Source organism: Halostagnicola larsenii XH-48, assembly GCF_000517625.1.
Taxonomy (GTDB): Archaea; Halobacteriota; Halobacteria; order Halobacteriales; family Natrialbaceae; genus Halostagnicola; species Halostagnicola larsenii.
Window position 1 is genome coordinate 1,231,444 of sequence record NZ_CP007055.1, and the last position, 20,498, is coordinate 1,251,941.

Here is a 20,498-nt window from a genome sequence, read left to right on the forward strand (position 1 = left end):
TCGTTCGCGTTCGAATCTGGTGCATCAGAAATCACCGAGTCCGGTCTGTGATCCCGTTGTCGGGGAATCGCTCGTCGACATCCTTTCGTCGAGCGGTGCCGTTCTCGACTCCGCAGTCGATTTCTCGGCAGTTTGCAACTGTTCGTAGACGTACCACACCGCCCGGCAGTCGTCCTCGCAGTAGGTCTCGTGGCGATCCCACTCGAGTTCCGTGCCGGTTCGAATAAACCGCTGGTAGGCCCGCGCCGTCTGTGCGCCGTCGAGGCCGGTGGCCGCGCCCTCGTAGCCGAGTGCAGCCGAAACGTCCTCGAGCGCGTTCGTCCGACCGGGAAGGACGGCGTTTTCGTCGGTGACCGCCCAGCCGTAGAGATCCAGCTTCGCCACGTCGTCCCACGCGTCGAGATACCGGGGGACGTGCCGGGTGAGAAACGACTCGAGGTGCCGGTAGTCAAAGCGCCAGCCGTTCCACGTGAGCAGCGCCCGATCGGGATGGACCCCGAACAGCCAGTCGCAAAACGACTCGAGGACAGCGCCCGGTTCCGTCGGGTCCGAGCGCTCGACGAAGGCGCGGTACTCGTCGGTCGCGGGATCGTACGCGCCGATCTGCCAGATTATCGTCGGGGAGAGGCCGTCAGTTTCGATGTCGAGACACAGCGGCGGCCGCGGTCTATCCTCGGCGGGGAGGGTTTCGTCCGAGAGTCGACGCGGCGCTCCCGACTCGAGCACCGTCGCGTGTTGGTGCATCCGCACCGCCGTTTGCCGCCCGATCCCCGACATCGACGCGAGCGTTTCGACCGAGGTCTCGAGGAGGTCCGACCGGCTCGCGACGCCGCGGCGCTCGAGTTTGTCGGCGGTTTTCGGTCCGATTCCCGACACGGCCTCGAGTCCGAATTCGTCCGCGGGGAGCGTCTCGAGTACCTCCACGTCGGGGTTTTCGGGATCGCCGTCGGAGCCGATGTCGCCGTCGGAACCGGCGTCGAAGGCTATCGCCGAGAGCGACCCCGCCGTTCCGTAGCCCTCTCGAGAGCCGATTCCGACGATTCGGACTCCGACAGTGGTTCCTTCCGTCGATTCCACCTGCGAATTCCCGTCGTCGACCCCGACGCCGACGACCGCACCGTCGTCCGCCGCGAGCCGCCAGCGTTCGTCGTAGCCGGCGGGGAGCCCGCCCGTCAGCACGGTCGTCGTTTTGCCGGCGGGCAACGCGGCGGACAACGCGCTTCGGTGAGCGAGGTCCGTCTCGAGCGCCGTCGGACGAACCGTCGTCGTCACGTCGTCACAGACGACGCCGGCGATGGAGGGGGCGGTCTCGAGGCGGTGCTCGAGTGCCTGTTCGGCGTCGCCCAGCGCGTCGGCACTGGGGACGGCGAAAAGCGAATGTGAGCCGATATCGTGTCGTCGAACCGGTTCGGAGGCGTTTGCCAGCGGCGGGTGGACGACGGGAACGTCGAATACGTGACGCGCTCGCGCGTCGGCCTGCGGCGCTCGAGACGGTCCGGGAATCAGAACGAGATCCGGGTCGAAATAGTCTCGAGCGTCCTGCAACGCCGCGAGCGACCGGCTCGAGAGCACCCTGGGTGAAATCGAGAGCACGCGAGGCCGGCCACGGTTGCTCATTGGGCACTGGAAGACAAGCCGCGGGTATGAGCGTTTTGAGACCGGAGTGAAAGTACTTCGAGAGCACCGCCCACGACCGCGAAATTCGACCCTCGACCGCCGGAATCGAATCGGTTTTGGGAGTCCCACCGAAACGAGTGTACAATGCGTCAGTACCTCGAGCTGGTCGATTCGGTCCTCTCGGGCGGGACACACAAGCCGAATCGGACCGGCGTCGATACGATTTCGTCGTTTAGCGAGCACTACGAGGTCGATCTGCAGGAGGGATACCCCCTGCTGACGACCAAGGCGATGGACGGCTACCGCTGGAACTCGATGATCCACGAGGTCTGCTGGTACCTCTCCGGCGAGGAGCACGTCAGAGATCTCCGCGAGGAGACGGAGATCTGGAACGCGTGGGCCGACGACGCGGGACACCTCGATACCGCCTACGGCCGCTTTTGGCGTCGGTACCCGATTCCGAACGAGGAGGGACAACTCGAGGGCGAGTCCTGGCCCGAGGACGGCCATCGGTGGGTGACCGAGGAAGCCGACGGGCGGCGGACGTTCGATCAGCTTCAGTACGTGATCGATACGCTCTCGGAGAATCCGAACTCGCGCCGGCTCGTCGTCAACGCCTGGCACCCGGCGAACGCGGCGGTCTCGACGCTCCCTCCGTGTCACTACACCTACGTCTTCAACGTGCAGGGAGATCGGCTCAACTGCCACCTCACGCAGCGCTCCGGCGATATCGCGCTGGGCGTTCCCTTCAACATCGCCGCGTACGCGCTCCTGACGAAGGTGATCGCCGCCCAGACCGGATTCGAACCCGGTACCTTCGCCCACACCGTCGTCGACTCGCACGTCTACTGCGGTCGCGGCGACCGCGGCGAGTGGTACGCGGACAACCTCAAGGCGCTACAATCGCGGCTGGCGGCGGTCGACGAGCCCGCGGAGTACCGGGACGTGAAATCGTGGCTCGAGTCGAGCGCGCCCGAGGAAGCCGAGGGCGACGAACGCCTCGACCACGTTCCCGGCCTGCTCGAACAGCTCGCTCGCGAACCGCTCGAGCGACCGACGCTCTCCGTCGCCGACGTCTCGATCGACGAACTGACGGCCGAGGACGTCTCGCTCGAGGACTACGAGTCCCACGACGGACTCGAGTTCGCGGTCGCCGAATGAGCGGCGGAGACGAACGGACCGGCGCGGACGATGCCGGTCCGAACGAAGTCGACGTGACCGACGCCGAGGCGCTCGAGACGGACTGCGAACTCGTCGCCATCGTCGCCGTCGCAGATAACGGCATCATCGGCAGGGACGGCGACATGCCGTGGCACATCCCCGCGGACCTCGAACACTTCAAGGAGACGACGATTGATCACCCGGTCATCATGGGTCGGGTCACCTACGAGGGAATTCTCGAGGCGCTGGGCGAACCGCTTCCCGGCCGGACGACCGTCGTGCTGACGAGCCAGGACCTCGAGACGCCCGAGAACGCCGTTACGGCTGCCGGGATTGAGGGTGCGCTCGAGGCGGCCGAGACCGCCGCGCGGGACCGCCACGACGACGCCGACCGAATCTTCGTCGCGGGCGGGGCGACCGTCTACGAACAGTTCCTGCCCGTGGTCGACCGATTGATCGTCACGGAGGTACACGAGGAACCAGCAGGCGACACCTCCTTTCCGGCGTGGGACCGGGAGGCGTGGAACGAACGCGCTCGAGACGAGCGCGACGGATTCGCGTTCGTCGAGTACGGTCGACGGAGGATGGAGTAAACCGGTGTAGCTTCGCCGGCGTGTGCACGCCGGTTTTGGATTCGTTTCGAGGCAGGTAATCGGTTGTTTGACCCGCTCGTGGTGGCGTTTGGCTCACAGTACAGTCGGCGTCGAACGGTGAACGTCTCGTCGAGGTGTGCCGTCATCCGATCTGTTTCGCGCTCGTTTTGGGACGCTCTGCCGGATCGGAGTGGCGGAGATGGCAGAGACAATCGCTGCACGTGATCAGTACGCGGTGGCGATTTCCCGACGAAATGTCCGCGGAAATCGTTTGTTTTGCTGTGCGAACGTTCCATGCGATCGTCACAGTCGAGGAAAATTCAGCACCGAGACGCGGCGTCGTCGCCGGACCGTCTATTCTCGAGCGGCGTTCATCGTCGTAGAATCGATTCGCTCTCGGTTCGTCAGGCGTCGTGATGGCGGCGTAGAAACATGTCCCTACAATCCAGTTTCGACGGATAAACAATCGTTGCTGAGTGTCCGTCTCGTCCAGTCAAAAACCGGGAGAACTCGTAGACAGAAGCGCTATCGACACTGTCTCGAGAGAGAAAGCGAGCGTAGACGGTGAAACGATAGCCCGCACTTATGCGAAAATTGGGTCAAGAACCGTCTACCCCGAACAGGGGAACTCAGAGTGAGAGACATGACAGATGAATTAGATAGCGGACTGTTCGACGACTCGCGGAGATCGTTCATGAAAAAAGGTGCCCTCGCAGCGGGCGCAGTGGCGCTCGGAACTGCAGGTGCGGGAACCGCAGCCGCACAGGACGACGGTGGCAGCGGGATGGTCGTGGTGTTCGGAGACGACTACCAGCCAGGCGTGGAGTACGAAATCGCTTCGACCCTGGATCAGGGAACCAAAGACGAGGTGTTCGAAGCCGCAGAGTTGACGGACGAATTCGATACGCCGGACGACTGGAACCTCTACCTGATCAACTACGACATGGGCGGATCCGCCCCGTCGCTTGGATACTTGATGTCGGAGGAAGACTTCAGTTCCGGAGACTCCGATACCATGGGCGAAGACGGGTCGTTCCGAAACGCCCAGCTGAACCTCATCGAAGCCACGCCCGGTGAAAGCGGTAACGGCGACACCGCAACCGAAAGCGAAGACAACGGCGCTGGTGCCGGTAACGAGAGCGCCAGCGGATCGGGTGGCGGTGCTGGCAACGAAAGTGCCGGCGGCAACTAACACCCGAGTCGCTTCATTTCTTTTCGTTTCGCTATTCAACCGCGTGAGCATCACATCGAAGGACCGAAAGCGTTCTCGTCGAGTTCGCCTAATTCGCTCGAGCACCCCTCACCCCCTACAGGGGTATCCAACAGGAGTCGAGAATCGTCTTCGGATCACCTGTGGCTTTTACCCGCGTCGGCCGTAGAACTGTCCATGACGACCCCGACACAGCGAAACCGGCTCGAGGACGAACAGAGTCCGTACCTTCGCCAGCACGCGGACAACCCCGTCAACTGGCAGCCATGGGATGAGCGGGCCCTCGAGACCGCCCGCGAGCACGACGTGCCGATCTTCCTCTCGATCGGGTACTCGGCGTGTCACTGGTGTCACGTCATGGAGTCGGAGAGCTTCTCCGACGAGGAGGTCGCCGACGTCCTCAACGAGAACTTCGTTCCGATCAAGGTCGACCGCGAGGAGCGCCCGGACGTCGACAGCGTCTACATGACCGTTTCCCAACTCGTCACCGGCCGCGGCGGCTGGCCGCTCTCGGCGTGGCTCACGCCCGAAGGCAAGCCCTTCTACGTCGGGACCTACTTCCCGAAAGAGCAAAAGCGGGGAACCCCGGGATTTCTCGACCTCCTCGAGAAGACCAGCGGTTCGTGGGAGCAGGATCGAGAGGCGATCGAAAATCGGGCCGAAAAGTGGACCGACGCGGCCAGAGACCAACTCGAGGGAACGACGGGAAGCGGTCGAGCGGACGCCGACGAATCTGCCCCGCCTTCGAGTGACACCCTCGAGAGTGCGGCCCGGACGGCCTTGAGAAGCGTCGATCAACAGTATGGTGGGTTCGGCTCCGACGGGCCGAAGTTCCCGCAACCGGGCCGACTCCACGTGCTCGCTCGAGCGGCCGATCGAACGGACCGCGACGGCTACCGCGAGGCGCTCGAGACGACCCTCGACGCGATGGCCGCGGGCGGGCTCTACGACCACGTCGGCGGCGGCTTCCATCGCTACTGCGTCGACCGTGACTGGACGGTGCCACACTTCGAGAAGATGCTCTACGACAACGCCGAAATTCCGCGGGCCTTCCTCGTGGGCTACCAGCTGACCGGAACCGAACGCTACGCCGAGGTCGTCGAGGACACGCTCGCGTTCGTCGACCGGGAACTCACCCACGACGAGGGCGGCTTCTTCAGCACGCTCGACGCCCAGAGTCTCGACGAGGACGGCGAGAAAGTGGAGGGTGCCTTCTACGTCTGGACGCCCGAGGAAGTCGAAGCCGTGCTCGAGGACGAACACACTGCGGAACTGGTCTGTGCGGCCTACGACGTTACCGAGTCGGGGAACTTCGAGGGATCGAACGTGCTGAACCGCGACGCGACGCTCGAGGAGCTCGCCGCGGAGTTCGAACTCGGCGAACAGGAGATCGAACGACGGCTCGAGGGCGCGCTCGAAACCCTGGCCGACGCTCGCGAGGAACGACCTCGCCCGGACCGCGACGAGAAGATCCTCGCCGGCTGGAACGGGATGATGATCTCCGCGTTCGCCGAATCCGCGCTCGTACTCGGCGAGGAGTCCTACGCCGACACGGCGACCGAGGCACTCGAGTTCGTGCGCGAAACCCTCTGGGACGAGGAGGCGGGTCGACTCTCGAGGCGATACAAGGACGGGGACGTCGCCGTCGATGGCTACCTCGAGGACTACGCGTTTCTCGCGCGGGGTGCGCTCCACTGTTACGAGGCGACCGGCGACCTCGAACCGCTCGCGTTCGCGCTCGAACTCGCGGACGTCATCGAAGCCGAATTCTGGGACGACGAGCAGGAGACGCTGTATTTCACCCCCGAAAGCGGCGAGTCGCTGGTGACCCGTCCCCAAGAACTCGACGACAGCTCGACGCCGTCGTCGATGGGCGTCGCGGTCGAAACGCTGCTCGCGCTGGACGGCTTTACGGACTCGTCGTTCGCAGAAATCGCAGCCAGCGCGCTCGAGACCCACGCCGACACGATCGAGTCGAACCCGCTCCAGTACGCGACGCTCTGTCTCGCCGCCGATCGCCTCGAGAACGGACTGCTCGAGATCACGGTCGCCGCCGCGGAGATCCCCGACGCGTGGCGGGATCGGCTCGGCGAGCGGTACCTTCCGGACCGACTCATCGCGCGGCGGCCAGCCACCGACGACGAACTCGAGTCGTGGGTCGACCGACTCGAACTCGCGGACGCGCCGCCGATCTGGGCCGCCCGCGAGGCTCGCGACGGCGAACCGACGCTGTACGTCTGCCGGAATCGAGCGTGCTCGCCGCCGACGACGGATATCGAGGAGGCGCTCGAAGTCATGACCGAGAAGCACCAAACGGCGGACATAGACGGTATCGACGAGGACGACGTTCCGTTCTGATCGGACGGTCGGAGTTCGTCGCAGGAGGTCGTACCGGTGGGGAAAATCAGTTGGCCGGCTCGAGCGTCGTCTCGAGCTGATCGGCGAGCCAAACCGCGGGCGGTTGGTCTTCCGATTCGACGAATCGAGTGACTTCTTCGCCGTCGTCGTCGAGGACGACCACTGTCGGAATGTAGTCGATGCCGTATTCGTCGACGCCGGGACCCTGCTTATCTTCGTCGACGGCGATTTCGTCGATACGGTCGTCGGGGACGCCCGCGGCCTCGAGCGCCGCACCGAAATCAGGCAGGAGCGCTCGGCAGTCTTTACACCAGTCGCCGCCCCAGACTTTGTAGGTCAGTTCGTCGCGGTGGGATTCGAGCGTTTCGACGGTCCCCTCGTAGGACGCCGCGTCCCACGTCGGGTTCGGTTCCATGGTCTCGAGACTCATGCACACAGGTTGTGGATCAGGACGCTTAACCGCCGTGTTTCTGGCAGGCGTTTCCAGTTACTGGTCGACCCATTTGATCGAACAGCCCTGCGAGGGCTTCCACTCGAGGTCGACGGACTCGCCGGCCAGTACGGCGTCGATGGCCTCGCGGATGTGGAATCTGGTCGGTTCGTCCTCCGGGTTCAACGCGTCGTCGAGTCGTCCCTGGTAGACGAGTCGGAACTCACCGTCCTGATTCTCGAACAGGAACGGATCGGGGGTACAGACCGCGCCGTAGGCTTCGGCGACCGACTGACTTTCGTCTCGCAGATAGGCGTCGAAATCGATGGGGCCCTCGGTCGCGTACTCGCGCATCTTCTCGAGCGAGTCCTCCGGGTACTCCTCGGCGTCGTTCGGGTTGATACCGACGACGGCGACGTCGTCGTACTCGGCGGCCAGTTCGTTCATCAGATCGAACTTGGCCTGTGCGTACGGACAGTGATTGCACGTAAAGACGAGCAACAACGCTTCGTTCTCCGCGAACGACTCGAGCGAGTACGTCTCGCCGTCGGCTCCCTCGAGTTCGAACGACGGAGCGGCGTCGCCTTCGTCCAGTTTGGTTTCAGATTCTTTCAGGACCATATCGGGAGGGTATTACTCGTCGGGCCTTAAGCGTCGGGTTCGTTGCCTTGGTGCCGAATCGGAATCAGCACTCTCGACTCAGTTCGGACCTGTATGGAGTACTCCTGAGTGGGGATTGGACCGAGACCCTGGGACGACTCACATATTTGTATCCCCCGCAACATTCACGACGTATGAAGTCACTCGAGGTCACGGACGAACAGTACGCCTTCGTACAGCACCTTCGCGAGGAGATCTCCGAACAGGTCGTCGGCAAATACGGTCACGTCCGCGAGAAAGACGCCGTGCAGTTCCTGATCGACAATCTCGACGGCGACCTCGAGGTGGACGGGGAGTTCGACGCGGGTGACGTGTCGGTGGATTCGCTCGAGGACGGCGACGGACCGGACGACCTCGAGGAAGTTTCCTACGACGAGGCCGATGACGGCGCTGCCGACGGACAGGGGCCAGAGGAGTCCTCGGACGCCACCGGCGGCGAGGCCGACGAAGAAGGTGCTGAATCCGACCCCGAGACGGGCGACGACACCGAATCCACCGACGGCAGCGATGACGACGGCGCGGCCGACGACGACGATATGTTAGACGAGATGATGAGTCTGCTCGAGACCCACGACGACAAGTGGGAGGAATCCTCGTCGGGCGACCACCGCTACAGCGTCGAACTGCCGGACGGATCGACCGAAGAGGTGCAGACGAAAGACGACGTGCGGGCGATTCTCTTCAAGAACTACCGCTGACTGTCCTCGGTTGGGCCAGTCGCATCCATGTCGTCCCCCTCTGTGTGTGAACGACCGGCACGAGTCCGGAAGAAATTTACTCGCGCTCGCGCATCCGTCCGTATGAGCGAACGCGAGGTTCTCGAGTTGCTCCGTGAGAACGCGCGGTACACCACTGCGGATATCGCGCGAATGACCGACCTCGAGGAGTCGGCGGTCGAGGCGACGATCGAATCGCTCGAGGAGGCGGGCGTGATTCGCGGCTACCAGCCCGTCGTCGACTGGGACGAACTCGAGGACGAACGGGTCCGCGCGGAAGTCGAGTTGAACGTCATGCTCGACCGGGAGACGGGCTACGGCGACATCGCGGAACGCCTCGCACGATTCCCGCAGGTGACGGCCCTGCGACTGGTCAGCGGCGACTACGACTTCGACATGGAAGTCGAGGGCGACTCGATCCGCGAGGTATCCCAGTTCATCAGCGAAAAGGTCGCGCCCGTCCCCGAGATCACCCAGACGGTCACCCACTACGTGATGACCTCCTACAAGGAAAACGGGATCGAACTCGGCGACGGCGACGACGACGACAGGCTGTCAGTGTCCCCATGACGATCGACCTATCCGAACGCGTCGAGTCGGTCGGCCCCTCGGGGATCCGCCGCTTTTTCGAGATCGCCGAGGAGCGCGACGACGTCATCTCGCTCGGCGTCGGCGAACCGGACTTTTCGACCCCGTGGGCCGCCCGGGACGCAGCGATCGCCTCCCTCGAGCAGGGAAAGACCTCCTACACCGCAAACCGCGGGAAGCGCGAGCTTCGCGAATCCATCTCGGAATACGTCGGCGACCGCTTCGACCTCGAGTACGGCGCCGACGAAGAGATACTCGTCACGGCGGGGGCCAGCGAGGCCGTCGATCTGGCGTTTCGGGCCATCGTCGACCCCGGCGATACGGTCGCGATCGCCCAGCCGTCGTACATCTCCTACGAACCCGGCGTGATCTTCGCCGGCGGCGAGGTGCTCCCGGTGCCGACCCGCGAGGAAGACGACTTCCGGCTCACCGTTTCCCAACTCGAGCAGGCCGGGGCGGCCGACGCGGACGTGCTCGTCATCTGCTATCCCAACAACCCAACCGGGGCGATCATGACGCGCGACGACCTCGAGCCGGTCGCGGCCTTCGCACGGGAACACGACCTGACGGTGCTGGCCGACGAGATCTATGCGGAGTTGACCTACGACGAAGACCACACCTCGATCGCCACTCTCGAGGGGATGCGCGAGCGAACTATCGTCTTCAACGGGTTCTCGAAGGCCCACGCGATGACGGGGCTTCGATTGGGCTACGCGCTCGGCCCGGCCGAGACGATCGGTGCGATGAATCGGATCCACCAGTACACGATGCTTTCGGCGCCGACGACGCCCCAGTACGCCGCCCTCGAGGCGCTCGACACCTGCGCGGACGACGTGCAGGAGATGGTCGAGCAGTACGACCGACGGCGACGATTCGTCCTCTCGCGCTTTCGCGAGATCGGCATGCCCTGTTTCGAGGCCAAAGGTGCGTTCTACGTCTTCCCCGAGGTACCGTCGGGCTGGAGTTCGGAAGAGTTCGCCGAGACGCTGCTCGAGGAACAGGGCGTCGCGGCCGTCCCGGGCGACGTGTTCGGCGACGGCGCTTCGGGCCACCTCCGGGTGTCGTACGCGACGGGACTCGAGGACCTCAAGGAGGCGCTGAACCGAATCGAGGCGTTCCTCGAGGAACACGAGCCGATTGCGAGCAGCGCTGATTCGTAGCAAACCTGGCGAGTCGCCACGTTATTGCGCGTTCGATCCGTTCGCGAGAGTATGGTCGAGTATCGTCCCCTGCCGGACGAAGGGATGCGGACCTTTTTCGAGTACACGAACTACGCGTTCGCCCCGCAAACGGGACCGGTAGCGTACGATCCGGACGAGCACGAGACGCCGCGATTGCGCCTCGGATCGCCGCGTGGCCTCTACGAGGACGGCGACCGCGACGCGGAACCGCGCGTCGTCTGTCGGCAGTACTGGCTCGAGGCGACCGTCCGCGGCGACTCCCACCCAGTTGCTGGACTTGCATCGGTCGCGTCGCCGCCGGAATCGCGTCGAAAGGGCATGGTCCGGACGCTGCTTGAGCGCTCGCTCGAGGAGTACCGCGACCGGGATCGGATTCTATCGGTTCTCTGGCCGTTTCAGTACGAGTTCTATCGGAAGTACGGCTGGGAGACAGCCAACAACCGCGTGCGCTATGCGTGTCCCCCGGACGCGCTCGCGTTCGCGACTGCGGCGGTCGACGACCCGGAGTTCGTCGCCGTCAGTTCCGACTCGTACGACGTACTCGATGACGTATACCAGCGACACGCGAGCGAGTACGCCCTCTCGATCGAACGTACCGAGGCGTGGTGGCGACACCGCGTGCTCTCGAACGACGGTCCGGATCCGTTCGTCTACGTCCTCGAGCGAAACGGCTCACCCGCCGGATACCTCGTGTACACCATCGACGGTGAGGAGCAAGGCTCTCGAACGATGTCCGTGCAGGAACTCGCTGCCGACGAACACGACGACTATCTCTCCCTGCTCTCGTTCTGTCACACGCACGATTCGCAAGTCGATACCGTCGAACTCCCCGGACCGACCGATTCGTCGCTGCTCGATCTGACGCCGAACCCGGAGGCGGTCGAGTGTACCGTCGAAACCGGTCCGATGGTCCGGATCGTCGACGTCGAATCGGCGCTTTCGGCGGTCGCGTATCCGGGTGCGGGCGCGTCCGAACGACCCTGTCGACTGACGCTCTCCGTCACGGACCCGCTCGTCGAGTGGAACGACGGGACCTTCGCTCTCGAGGTATCGGGCGGAGCGGCGACCTGCGAACGAACTGCCGGCGAGGCGAATGTCGAACTCGACATTGGCGCGCTCTCGCAATTGCTGGTCGGAAGCCGTTCGGCAGCCGACCTCGAGCGGGTCGGGCGACTCCAAACGGAATCTGCGAGCGAACTCGAGGTACTCGAGTCGCTCTTTCCCGAAACCGAAGTCTATCTCCGAGAGCACTTCTGAGCCGGCTTCGAAACGATGTGCGGTATCGGAGTCGCTCGAGCGGTACTGGTCGAATTCGTGGAGAAAAACGATCCCGTGCTCGAGTCGAGCCGTTTGGCCTGAACCCGCCGCGAACGGCTACCGGGATAGAACCGGGTCAGTCGTCTGACTCGTAGTGGTCTCCGGCTGACGAGGGCATCTGGGTCTTTCCGACGAAGACGAGCACGACGAGTACGATCACGTAGGGGAGCACTCCGATCAATCTCGAGGGAATGGGGATGTCGGAGGTCTGCTGAATTCCGAGCTGGAGCGTCTCGAGACCGCCAAACAGAAACGAGGCGAGGAAGGCGCCGATCGGATTGTAGTTGCCGATCAGGTACGCGGTGAGGCCGATGAATCCGCGTCCGTTCACCATCGTTTCGCCTCCACCGACGAATGTACCGGCATTGAGGGCCAACGCAGCGCCGCCGATCCCACAGTACACGCCGGAGAGAACGGTTCCAACGTACCGAACCAGCTGAACGTCGACGCCCGCCGTATCGAGCGCTTTCGGGTCTTCGCCGCTCGCCTCGATCCACAGCCCGAACCTCGTTCGGTTGAGAACGTACCACGTGAGCGGGCCCGCGGCGACGAGCAACATGACGGGTGGCGCCATCACGAATATGTCTCCGAAAACGGGGAGATCTGCGAGACCTGGAATCGCCCACTCGTCGAACCCGTCGACGCTGGGACTGTTCACCTGACCCCAGACGATGGTGCTCGCGAACGGGGCGAATCCGAGCGCAATCAGCCAGATCGCGAGTCCCGCGATCACCTGATCGGCCTTGAATTCGATACAGGCGATCGCGAACAGGAGAGCGACCACCGCGCTGGCGACGATCGCGAACCCGAACGCCAGCCAGACGTTTGCGCCGATCGGCGTCAGCGACAGCGCGTACATGCTCGCGACCGCGCTGAACGCGCCGACAATGAGCAGTCCCTCGAGGCCGATGTTGATGATGCCCGCCTTTTCGGAGAATATCCCGCCCAGTGCGGCGAATCCGATAGGGACCGTAAGCCGTAATGCCATCGATATCGACGACGCGTCCACTGGACCGAACAGCCAGAGACAGGCCACGGCCACGACGGCCAAGACAACCGCGGTGTACAGCATCTTCTCCCTGGAAATCGAGTCGGTCGAGACGTTCACGCTTGCTCACCTCCGCTGGTCGCAGGGGTGTCGGAGCCGAACCCCGACCGTTTGCCGATCAGGCGGAAGAACTCGGGCATCGCGATAAAGAGGATGATCAGGCCCTGAATGACCTCGACGAGTTCGGTCGGCACGCCGAGCGAGAAATTGATCGCGAGGCTCCCGCTTTTGAGCGCCCCGAACAGCAGCGACGTCGGAATGATGCCGATCGGGTTGTTTCCGGCGAGGATAGAGACGGCGATGCCGTCGAAACCGAACGACGGAATACCGGACTGCCAGCGGTACTGAACCATCATGACGTATATCGCGCCGGCGACGCCGCCGAGCGCACCCGAGAGAGTCATACTCGTCACGATGTTTCTCTCAGCGTTGACCCCGCTGTATTCGGCTGCAGCCTCCTGCAGGCCGCTCGTACGTAGTTCATAGCCCAACACGGTCTGCGTGTACAGGAGCGTGATCCCGATCGCGACCAGGAGTCCGCCGCCGAGGGCAAACAGCGAAAAGCGCGAGCTGTCGATGGACGTCGGGAACTGTGCAACTGCTGGAATCGTCTCGGTCAGGACCGAGTCGGACGAGAGGTCACCGACGTGGTTGTTGACGAGATAGAACGCGATGGCGGTTGCGATGAAGTTGAGCATGATCGTCGTGATCACCTCGTGTGCGTCCGCGTAGGCTTTCATCACGCCGGGAATCATACCCCAGAACCCGCCGACTACCGCGCCAGCGGCGATTCCGGACGGAATCACGATAATCGTTCCGATGGCGTTGTTAGGAACGAACTGACTGATCCAGAGAACGGTCAGGGCAGTCGCCAACCCACCGAGCACCATCTGTCCCTGGGTCCCGATGTTGAACAACCCGGCCCGGAACGCCACGGCGACCGAGAGGCCGGTAAACAACAGCAGCGTCGTCTCCTGTAAGGTCTGTCCGAGGCTGACCGGAGAGCCGAACGCGCCCTGCAACATCGTCAAATACACCTCGATCGGATTGTAACAGCCGTATCCGACCCCCGGAACGAAGACGACGGGACTGTCACAGGTGGCGACGAATCCGGAGACGAAGATCAACACTGCGCCGAGTACGAGCGCGAAAATCAGCGACGCGACACTGATGATGAGGCGCTCGAGCGGCGACGCGTCGACGAGTCGATCGAGAGTACCGGCGAGCCGACTTCGAAGCCCGCTCATGCGGACTCTCGCCCCCGAATGCGTGCACTCTCGGCGGAAATACCGTCGGGTCTTTCACCGGCCATCAGGAGGCCGAGTTCCTCTTCGCTGACCGCATCGGGGTCGACGATCGCCACGATCTCGCCGTCGTGCATTACTGCGAGGCGATCCGAGAGCTGTCTCACTTCGTCGAGTTTTGAGGACACCAGCAAGATCGCCGTACCGTCCGCCCGAAGGTCCAGCAGTCGGTCGTGGATGAACTCGATGCTACCGATGTCGACGCCGCGAGTCGGTTGGGAGGCGACCACCAGCGAGGGGTCGCGTTCGAACTCGCGGCCGACGATGAACTTCTGCTGATTGCCGCCCGAGAACGAGTGTGCGTCCGCGCTGGCATCTGGCGGTCGGACGTCGTATTCGTCGATCACGTCGTCGACGTACTCCTCGGTGCTGTCCCAATCGATTCGAAACCCGTTCGAAAATTCGGGCAGGCGTTGACAGCCGAGCAGTCCGTTTCGCCTGAGGTCGTAGTCCATGACGAGACTGCGCTTTTGTCTGTCCTCAGCGACGTAGGCCATCCCCATCCCGATGCGATCGCTGCGCGAGGCAGTTGTAATCTGCGAGCCGTCGAACGTGATCGTTCCGATCGAGGGCTGGTGCAGTCCGGTGATCGCCTCGATAAGTTCGGACTGTCCGTTTCCGTCGACCCCAGCAACGCCGAACACTTCGCCTTCGTGGACGGCGAAGTCGACGTCCGAAACCGCCGGGACACCGCGGTCGTCCTCGACGCTCACTCCTTCGACCTCGAGAATCGGATCGCCGCGTTCGGCGTCGGGTTTCTCGAGGTCGAGCAGCACGTCCCGGCCGACCATCATTCGCGCGAGTTCTTCCTCAGAGGTGTCGTCTGCCGGAACCGTACCCACGAGTTTCCCGTCGCGCAACACGCTGATGTCGTCGGCCGCTTCCAGCGCCTCGCCGAGTTTGTGTGTGATGAAAATGATCGTCTTTCCCTCCGCGATCAACTCCGCGAAGATGTCGAACAATCCCTCGACCTCCTGTGGTGTCAACACCGCGGTCGGTTCGTCGAGTATCAAAACATCGGCGCCACGGTAGAGTGCCTTGAGGATCTCGACGCGCTGTTGTTCGCCGATGCTGATCTCGTCGATCTGTGCGGTCGGGTCGAGGTCGAAGCCGTACCGCTCCGCGAGGGAAGCCGTCTCCTCGATCGCCTGTGATCGATCGGTTGCGAATCCGCCCCACTTCGTGGGTTCGTTTCCCAGCACGACGTTCTCGGCGACGGTCATCGTATCCACGAGCATGAAATGCTGGTGAATCATGCCGATACCGGCGTCCATCGCGTCGCTGGGCCCGTCGAACTCGTGGCGGACGCCGTCGATGCGTACGGTTCCTTTGGTCGGTTCGTACAATCCGTACAGCACGTTCATCAACGTCGTCTTCCCGGCTCCGTTCTCGCCGACGAGGGCGTGGACCGTACCCTGCTCGACGGCGAAATCGACATCGTCGTTCGCGACGACTCCCGGGAACCGCTTCGTGATCCCGTCCAAGTGGACGGCGGCCGCGCCAGGTCCCGCTCCGTCGGCCGACTCGTCGTCAGCAGACATGGTATCTAGGAATCGTCAGTAGTGGTCGGAACGTCTATCTCGCCGTCGATAATCTGCTGACGGGACTCCTCAATCGAGGAGGTGATGTCTCCAGGTAGTTCGCCCTCGAAGTCCTGTCCAATTACCGCATCGACGCCGTCTTCCTCGAGACCCAGATCGTTCGTCTCCCCGCCCGAAAAGTCGTCTTCGACGACCGACTGGATGGATTCGTAGACGGCGTTATCGACGTATTTGACCATGCTAGCGACGATCACGTCACTGAAATCTTCCGAGCTGACCGACTGGTCGTCGTCGACACCGATCGCGAACCTGCCGTTCGATTGAGCCGATTCGAAGACACCGCCGCCCGTGTTGCCCGAGGAGTGGTAGACGACATCCGCGCCATCGCTGTACATCCCGTTCGCGATTTCTTGGCCCGTAGCGGGATCGGTGAAACTTCCTGCGTAGGCGTCCCGGACATCGATGCCCTCGTCGACGTGCTCCGCACCCGCTCTATACCCAGCTTCGAAGCGTTTGATGAGCGACGTTTCCCGACCGCCGACGAAGCCGATAATCGATTCGCCGGGATTCGACTCGCCGCCAGCGTGTGCGTACTCGGTTTCGGTCAACAGGCCCGCAAGCTGACCGACGAGGAACGAACCCTCGTGTTCGCGGAAGACATAATTGATGACGTTATCGGCGTCGACCATCGAATCGACGATCATGAATTGCTGGTCGCTGAACTCCGCAGCGTTCTGTTCCAGATCGGTTTGGTGATCGTAGCCGATACAACAGACGAGATCGATATCGTCCTGGCGGGCGAACTGCCGTTGCATCTCGTTCATGTCGGAGACCTCCTCGGGTTCGGCATCCTCGTAGTCGATGCCGAACTCCGAGACTGCCCGCTCGACACCGGCATTTGCCATGTCGTTAAACGATTCGTCACCCAGTCCCCCAGTCGAGTAGACGATTCCAACAGTGATATCGGCCTCGCTCGAGCCGTCGTCTCCGTTGTTGACGAGACAACCGGCTAGCCCGGCGGTCGCTCCTGCTCCAACTGACGTAAGGAATGTGCGTCGTCGCATACTGAATACGGATTAAACGGAATCATCTTATAGTTTCTGGACCGACTGTTGTTCATCTGAACCCGTATTATCGGTTACAGTTGACGTATCCCAATCGCTTCGGAGATAGCGTCTAAAAATTACCACCATTAAATATTATGATTGTGCAATTTCAGTGCGAGTTTTCGCCCCAACGGTCGGTTAGCGTCACTCGAGACGACGTTTCCATTCGGATCCGAACTCCACCGGTACGGAGTCCGCGCTGGGTAGGTTCAGAGATGGGTCGCTTGTCGATGCCTAGGCGGAGTAGTGTGGATCGCCGTGGCGATACATATCGAGCATCATCCGCTCGAATCGGTCGCCGTCGACCGACTCGACCACGCGCGTTCGAGGGACGCCATCGGTCACACCGAGTTCGTCGACGAGACTGTATCCCCGCGTGAGCCCATCGCGGTCGTCGACTTCGACGTAGTAGGTGGCCGCTTCTTCGATGAGATCCGGCTCGAGCAGCGTCGCAAGGGTCATCGAATCCGGCTGGGTCGTGACGTCCGCCCCCAGGGAATCGTCTTCTGATTGTGCGTTAAACTCCCGGACGGCGTCCGTGATCGTCAGATAGAACTCCGCCAGCTCGGTGTCCATCGTTTCGACCGCCTCGAACACGTCGGCTTCGAACAACGAGTCCCGAACCGTGACTCCCCAGTCGACGAGGGTCGTCTCGAAAGCATCCATCACCGCGCGGGCGGCGTCCGGATCGACCCAGAAGTTGTACTCCGCGGCCGGCGTGATGTTCCCCAGAGTGTTGACGGCTCCACCCATGATCCAGATGTCCTCGAGCAGTTCCGGCAGATCAGGTTCGCGCTGGAGAGCCAGTGCGAGGTTCGTCAGCGGCGCGATACAGGCCAGCGTCAGCTCGCCGGGGTTTTCTCGAGCCTTTCGAACGATGTAATCGACCGCGTGCTCGTCGGCGGACTCGATGCCAGTCTCCGGAAAGAGCTCGCCGCCGAGACCACCCTCGCCGTGGACGTACTCAGCGAAGTCGTACTCCTTGAGCAGCGGCGAGCGAGCGCCCTCGTAGACCGATACGTCGTCGGCGACCCCGGCGAGGTCGAGCGTGTATTTGGCGTTTTCGACCTGGTACTCGAAGGGGACGTTTCCGGTACAGATCGTGACGCCCTCGAGCGAGACGCGGTCTGAGAGCGCCGCGAGCAGTATCGCTTGCGTGTCGTCGCCGGCAGTATCCGTATCCAGAATCAGCCGTCGAGGTTCTGTCGAACTCATACGAAACCAGTTGCAAGTGCGGATACAAATATGGTTCCTTCAGTCGTCACGATCGAAATCTCATGCATGAATCGCTCTATTTTCGTTCGAGCAGCGTGACGAAACGCCTTCTACTGAACGAACGTTTCGAAACGCTCACACGACGTTTCGCTCGGTTCTGTCTTCGTCCCGATCGAACCGGTCACTCGAGAGCGCCGACCCGTCCACGAGCGATATCGCCCCGTCGAACACCAGTTCGGCGACGAGTTCGCCCGTCGCAGGCGCGTGTTGAAAGCCGTGCCCGGAGAATCCGCCAGCCGTGATGAAGCCGGGACTCGTCTCCTCGACGATCGCGTGATTGTCCGGCGTAACGGCGTAGAGACCGGCCCAGCCGCGTTTGACTCGCGTGTCCGGCCCGAAACGCGTCGTCCACCTCGAGACGGTCTCGAGGGCGGCCGCAGTCCACTCGAAATCCGCCGACTTCCCGTACGTGTCGGGATCCGCTCGCGGATCGTCGCGATCGCTGTCAGCCGGGCAGTTCCCTCCGACGAGTGCGTCCCCATCGCGTTCAGGCCGGAAGTACGTCCCTGACTCGAGGTCGACCGTCAGCGGATCGCCCTCCGGAACCGGCTCCTCGGGCGCGACGATCGCTACCTGTCGTCGCGTCGGAACGATCGGCAACTCGATGCCGGCTATCGACGCGACGCGACCCGCCCAGGGACCGGCCGCGTTGACGACGAAATCAGCCTCGAGTCGGTCGGTAGCGGTTTCGACGCCGACGATCCGATCTCCGTCCGTGCTCTCGAGGACGTCGATAACGGGTTCGTTCGTGCGAATCTCGACGCCCGCATCCGCACACGCCGTCGCGTACCCACCCAGCGCGAGGTGAGGATCCACGAAGCCGTCTGTCGGCGAATAGCTCCCCGCTGTGAACTGCTCGGTCCGAACGCCGGAGCAATACCGACCGATCTCCCCCGCCTCGAGAAGTTCGCTGGGGACGCCCCGCTCGCGTTGCAGACGAACGGTTTCCTCGAGCGCCTGTACCGTCTCCTCGTTCCGTCCGAGAAAGAGATACCCAGTTCGCCGATACTCGATATCGACTCCGAACCGCTCTTCGAACGATTCCCAGACGGGAATGCTCTCGAGCGAGAGGTCGATGTTGACGGGTGTCGAGAACTGCGCCCGAATGCCGCCCACGCTCCGCTCGGTGCTTCCGCTGCCGATCGATCCCTGCTCGCAAACGACGACATCACCACCGCGCGAAGCGAGCGCGTACGCACTCGAGAGCCCGACGATTCCGCCGCCGATGACGGCGATTTTCATACGATACCAATCCACACAGTATCCGATAAGGATTCGGGAAACTCGAACGGTGAATAGCCCGCTACCGCGTTATCTATCAGCAGTCTGGTTCGAGTGTGTCACCTGTCTGACGTACACTGAAGTAGGAGTCGGCCGTAGTTCCGATATGGTCCGTATCTTCTCTCATTCGGATGTCGCCGCCCTCCTCGATCTCGAGGACGTGCTGGCGGTCGTCGCCACGGCGTTCGAAAAGCAATATCGGGGCACTGTTGAACGGCCGGACCGCCCACACTATCCCATTGGAACCGACCTCGATACCGGTACGCCCGACGAGTCCACCGGGACGGCACTCTGCATGCCGGCGTACATACACGGCTCACCCTACGCCGTCACGAAGCTCGCCACAGTTTGTCCCGGAAACGCCGACCGCGATCGGTCGACGGTCAACGCACAGATTTCGCTCGTCGACGCCGAAACCGGCCGCCCCGCTGCCTACCTCGAGGCGACGCGAATTACGAACGTTCGAACGGGCTGTATCGGCGGCCTCGCCGCGAGTCAACTCGCCGACGAAGACCCAATCGATCTCGGCGTGATCGGCGCCGGAACCCAGGCCCGCTGGCAAACTCGAGCGATCGACGCCACCACGGACCTTCAGTCGGTCCGGATCTACGCCCCCAGCGACTCGAAGGTCCGGTGTGCAACCGCGCTCGAGGACGAACTCGACGTTTCCGCGAAAGCCGTCTCGAGTCCGCGAGCGGCCGTCGAAGGGGCGAACGTCGTCGTCACCGCGACCACGAGCACGGAACCCGTCTTCCCCGGCGACGCACTGGCACCGGGAGCGATCGTCATCGCGGTCGGTGCGTACGCGCCCGAGATGCGCGAACTCGACGCGGAAACGATCGCTCGAGCGGACCGACTCTTTGCCGATGTCCCCGACGAGGCGGCCGAAACCGGTGACCTCTCCGAGCATTCAGACCGCGAGGTCGTCGAGTTCGGTGCCGTCCTTGCTGGCGATTGCGGTCGCGAGAGCGAAGACGAACGGCTCGTCTTCTCGAGCGTCGGGTCGGCCGTTCTGGATGCAGCGACAGCAGAATACGTCTACGAACGTGGCGTCGACGAAGGCGTCGGAGCGGTCGTATCGCTGTGAGAGTTCTCGAGGTTCCCCACCGTAG

18 protein-coding genes are annotated in these 20,498 nt (G+C 62.9%); 9 read left to right on the plus strand and 9 right to left on the minus strand.

The window, feature by feature from the left end:
• Positions 1-24: 24 nt before the first annotated feature.
• Positions 25-1,617, minus strand: coding sequence for a ribonuclease H-like domain-containing protein (locus tag HALLA_RS06180; RefSeq protein ID WP_049952566.1), 1,593 nt, complete (start codon positions 1,615-1,617; stop codon positions 25-27).
• 144 nt (positions 1,618-1,761) lie between these two features.
• Between HALLA_RS06180 and thyA the strand changes: the two genes are divergently transcribed.
• From thyA to HALLA_RS06200, 4 genes are all read left to right on the plus strand, one after another.
• A complete protein-coding gene (thyA, locus tag HALLA_RS06185) occupies positions 1,762-2,778 on the plus strand; it encodes a thymidylate synthase (RefSeq protein WP_049952567.1) in 1,017 nt (338 codons plus the stop codon).
• On the plus strand, positions 2,775-3,371 hold the full coding sequence (locus tag HALLA_RS06190; protein ID WP_084568943.1) for a dihydrofolate reductase: 597 nt from the start codon (positions 2,775-2,777) through the stop codon (positions 3,369-3,371). The genes thyA and HALLA_RS06190 overlap by 4 nt, the downstream gene beginning before the upstream one ends.
• Positions 3,372-4,014: 643 nt before the next feature.
• Entirely contained in the window at positions 4,015-4,563 is a 549-nt protein-coding gene (locus HALLA_RS06195) for a calcium-binding protein (RefSeq protein WP_174887892.1), read from the plus strand.
• A 195-nt stretch (positions 4,564-4,758) separates the two neighbouring features.
• Positions 4,759-6,939, plus strand: coding sequence for a thioredoxin domain-containing protein (locus HALLA_RS06200; protein ID WP_169732118.1), 2,181 nt, complete (start codon positions 4,759-4,761; stop codon positions 6,937-6,939).
• A 46-nt stretch (positions 6,940-6,985) separates the two neighbouring features.
• Here the strand turns inward: HALLA_RS06200 and HALLA_RS06205 are convergent, their stop codons facing one another.
• Positions 6,986-7,369 carry a TlpA family protein disulfide reductase gene (locus tag HALLA_RS06205; protein ID WP_049952569.1) on the minus strand — a complete coding sequence of 128 codons (384 nt, stop codon included), beginning with the start codon at positions 7,367-7,369 and terminating at the stop codon, positions 6,986-6,988.
• A gap of 57 nt (positions 7,370-7,426) precedes the next feature.
• Positions 7,427-7,990, minus strand: a complete 564-nt coding sequence (locus HALLA_RS06210) for a thioredoxin family protein (RefSeq protein WP_049952570.1) — start codon at positions 7,988-7,990, stop codon at positions 7,427-7,429.
• A 173-nt stretch (positions 7,991-8,163) separates the two neighbouring features.
• Between HALLA_RS06210 and HALLA_RS06215 the strand changes: the two genes are divergently transcribed.
• The 4 genes from HALLA_RS06215 (at position 8,164) to HALLA_RS06230 (ending at position 11,771) form a co-directional block, all read left to right on the plus strand.
• Positions 8,164-8,727 carry a hypothetical protein gene (locus HALLA_RS06215; protein ID WP_049952571.1) on the plus strand — a complete coding sequence of 188 codons (564 nt, stop codon included), beginning with the start codon at positions 8,164-8,166 and terminating at the stop codon, positions 8,725-8,727.
• A gap of 102 nt (positions 8,728-8,829) precedes the next feature.
• Entirely contained in the window at positions 8,830-9,315 is a 486-nt protein-coding gene (locus tag HALLA_RS06220; RefSeq protein WP_049952572.1) for an Lrp/AsnC family transcriptional regulator, read from the plus strand.
• Complete coding sequence (locus HALLA_RS06225) at positions 9,312-10,493, plus strand: pyridoxal phosphate-dependent aminotransferase (protein ID WP_049952573.1); 1,182 nt, start codon at positions 9,312-9,314, stop codon at positions 10,491-10,493. Before HALLA_RS06220 ends, HALLA_RS06225 begins: the two co-directional genes overlap by 4 nt.
• A gap of 51 nt (positions 10,494-10,544) precedes the next feature.
• Entirely contained in the window at positions 10,545-11,771 is a 1,227-nt protein-coding gene (locus HALLA_RS06230; RefSeq protein ID WP_049952574.1) for a GNAT family N-acetyltransferase, read from the plus strand.
• A 136-nt stretch (positions 11,772-11,907) separates the two neighbouring features.
• Here the strand turns inward: HALLA_RS06230 and HALLA_RS06235 are convergent, their stop codons facing one another.
• The 6 genes from HALLA_RS06235 to HALLA_RS06260 all read right to left on the minus strand — a co-directional run bounded on the left by HALLA_RS06235 (position 11,908) and on the right by HALLA_RS06260 (position 19,347).
• Entirely contained in the window at positions 11,908-12,903 is a 996-nt protein-coding gene (locus HALLA_RS06235; RefSeq protein ID WP_049954020.1) for an ABC transporter permease, read from the minus strand.
• A 32-nt stretch (positions 12,904-12,935) separates the two neighbouring features.
• A complete protein-coding gene (locus HALLA_RS06240) occupies positions 12,936-14,126 on the minus strand; it encodes an ABC transporter permease (RefSeq protein WP_049952575.1) in 1,191 nt (396 codons plus the stop codon).
• Positions 14,123-15,724 carry an ABC transporter ATP-binding protein gene (locus HALLA_RS06245; protein ID WP_049952576.1) on the minus strand — a complete coding sequence of 534 codons (1,602 nt, stop codon included), beginning with the start codon at positions 15,722-15,724 and terminating at the stop codon, positions 14,123-14,125. Before HALLA_RS06245 ends, HALLA_RS06240 begins: the two co-directional genes overlap by 4 nt.
• Before the next feature lie 5 nt (positions 15,725-15,729).
• Positions 15,730-16,788 carry a BMP family lipoprotein gene (locus HALLA_RS06250; protein WP_049952577.1) on the minus strand — a complete coding sequence of 353 codons (1,059 nt, stop codon included), beginning with the start codon at positions 16,786-16,788 and terminating at the stop codon, positions 15,730-15,732.
• 276 nt (positions 16,789-17,064) lie between these two features.
• On the minus strand, positions 17,065-18,045 hold the full coding sequence (locus tag HALLA_RS06255; RefSeq protein ID WP_049952578.1) for a nucleoside hydrolase: 981 nt from the start codon (positions 18,043-18,045) through the stop codon (positions 17,065-17,067).
• Between the two features lie 135 nt (positions 18,046-18,180).
• Positions 18,181-19,347, minus strand: a complete 1,167-nt coding sequence (locus HALLA_RS06260) for an NAD(P)/FAD-dependent oxidoreductase (RefSeq protein WP_049952579.1) — start codon at positions 19,345-19,347, stop codon at positions 18,181-18,183.
• A 145-nt stretch (positions 19,348-19,492) separates the two neighbouring features.
• On the opposite strand from HALLA_RS06260, the gene HALLA_RS06265 reads away from it, so the two are divergent.
• The gene (locus HALLA_RS06265) at positions 19,493-20,473 is read left to right on the plus strand and encodes an ornithine cyclodeaminase family protein (RefSeq protein ID WP_049952580.1); all 981 of its coding nucleotides are present in this window, start codon (positions 19,493-19,495) and stop codon (positions 20,471-20,473) included.
• Positions 20,474-20,498 lie beyond the last annotated feature (25 nt).

Coding starts and splice junctions, on each gene's coding strand:
- HALLA_RS06180 (WP_049952566.1), bottom strand. CDS start 1,617: ATGAGCAACCGTGGCCGGCCTCGCGTGCTCTCGATTTCACCCAGGGTG.
- thyA (WP_049952567.1), top strand. CDS start 1,762: ATGCGTCAGTACCTCGAGCTGGTCGATTCGGTCCTCTCGGGCGGGACA.
- HALLA_RS06190 (WP_084568943.1), top strand. CDS start 2,775: ATGAGCGGCGGAGACGAACGGACCGGCGCGGACGATGCCGGTCCGAAC.
- HALLA_RS06195 (WP_174887892.1), top strand. CDS start 4,015: ATGACAGATGAATTAGATAGCGGACTGTTCGACGACTCGCGGAGATCG.
- HALLA_RS06200 (WP_169732118.1), top strand. CDS start 4,759: ATGACGACCCCGACACAGCGAAACCGGCTCGAGGACGAACAGAGTCCG.
- HALLA_RS06205 (WP_049952569.1), bottom strand. CDS start 7,369: ATGAGTCTCGAGACCATGGAACCGAACCCGACGTGGGACGCGGCGTCC.
- HALLA_RS06210 (WP_049952570.1), bottom strand. CDS start 7,990: ATGGTCCTGAAAGAATCTGAAACCAAACTGGACGAAGGCGACGCCGCT.
- HALLA_RS06215 (WP_049952571.1), top strand. CDS start 8,164: ATGAAGTCACTCGAGGTCACGGACGAACAGTACGCCTTCGTACAGCAC.
- HALLA_RS06220 (WP_049952572.1), top strand. CDS start 8,830: ATGAGCGAACGCGAGGTTCTCGAGTTGCTCCGTGAGAACGCGCGGTAC.
- HALLA_RS06225 (WP_049952573.1), top strand. CDS start 9,312: ATGACGATCGACCTATCCGAACGCGTCGAGTCGGTCGGCCCCTCGGGG.
- HALLA_RS06230 (WP_049952574.1), top strand. CDS start 10,545: ATGGTCGAGTATCGTCCCCTGCCGGACGAAGGGATGCGGACCTTTTTC.
- HALLA_RS06235 (WP_049954020.1), bottom strand. CDS start 12,903: ATGCTGTACACCGCGGTTGTCTTGGCCGTCGTGGCCGTGGCCTGTCTC.
- HALLA_RS06240 (WP_049952575.1), bottom strand. CDS start 14,126: ATGAGCGGGCTTCGAAGTCGGCTCGCCGGTACTCTCGATCGACTCGTC.
- HALLA_RS06245 (WP_049952576.1), bottom strand. CDS start 15,724: ATGTCTGCTGACGACGAGTCGGCCGACGGAGCGGGACCTGGCGCGGCC.
- HALLA_RS06250 (WP_049952577.1), bottom strand. CDS start 16,788: ATGCGACGACGCACATTCCTTACGTCAGTTGGAGCAGGAGCGACCGCC.
- HALLA_RS06255 (WP_049952578.1), bottom strand. CDS start 18,045: ATGAGTTCGACAGAACCTCGACGGCTGATTCTGGATACGGATACTGCC.
- HALLA_RS06260 (WP_049952579.1), bottom strand. CDS start 19,347: ATGAAAATCGCCGTCATCGGCGGCGGAATCGTCGGGCTCTCGAGTGCG.
- HALLA_RS06265 (WP_049952580.1), top strand. CDS start 19,493: ATGGTCCGTATCTTCTCTCATTCGGATGTCGCCGCCCTCCTCGATCTC.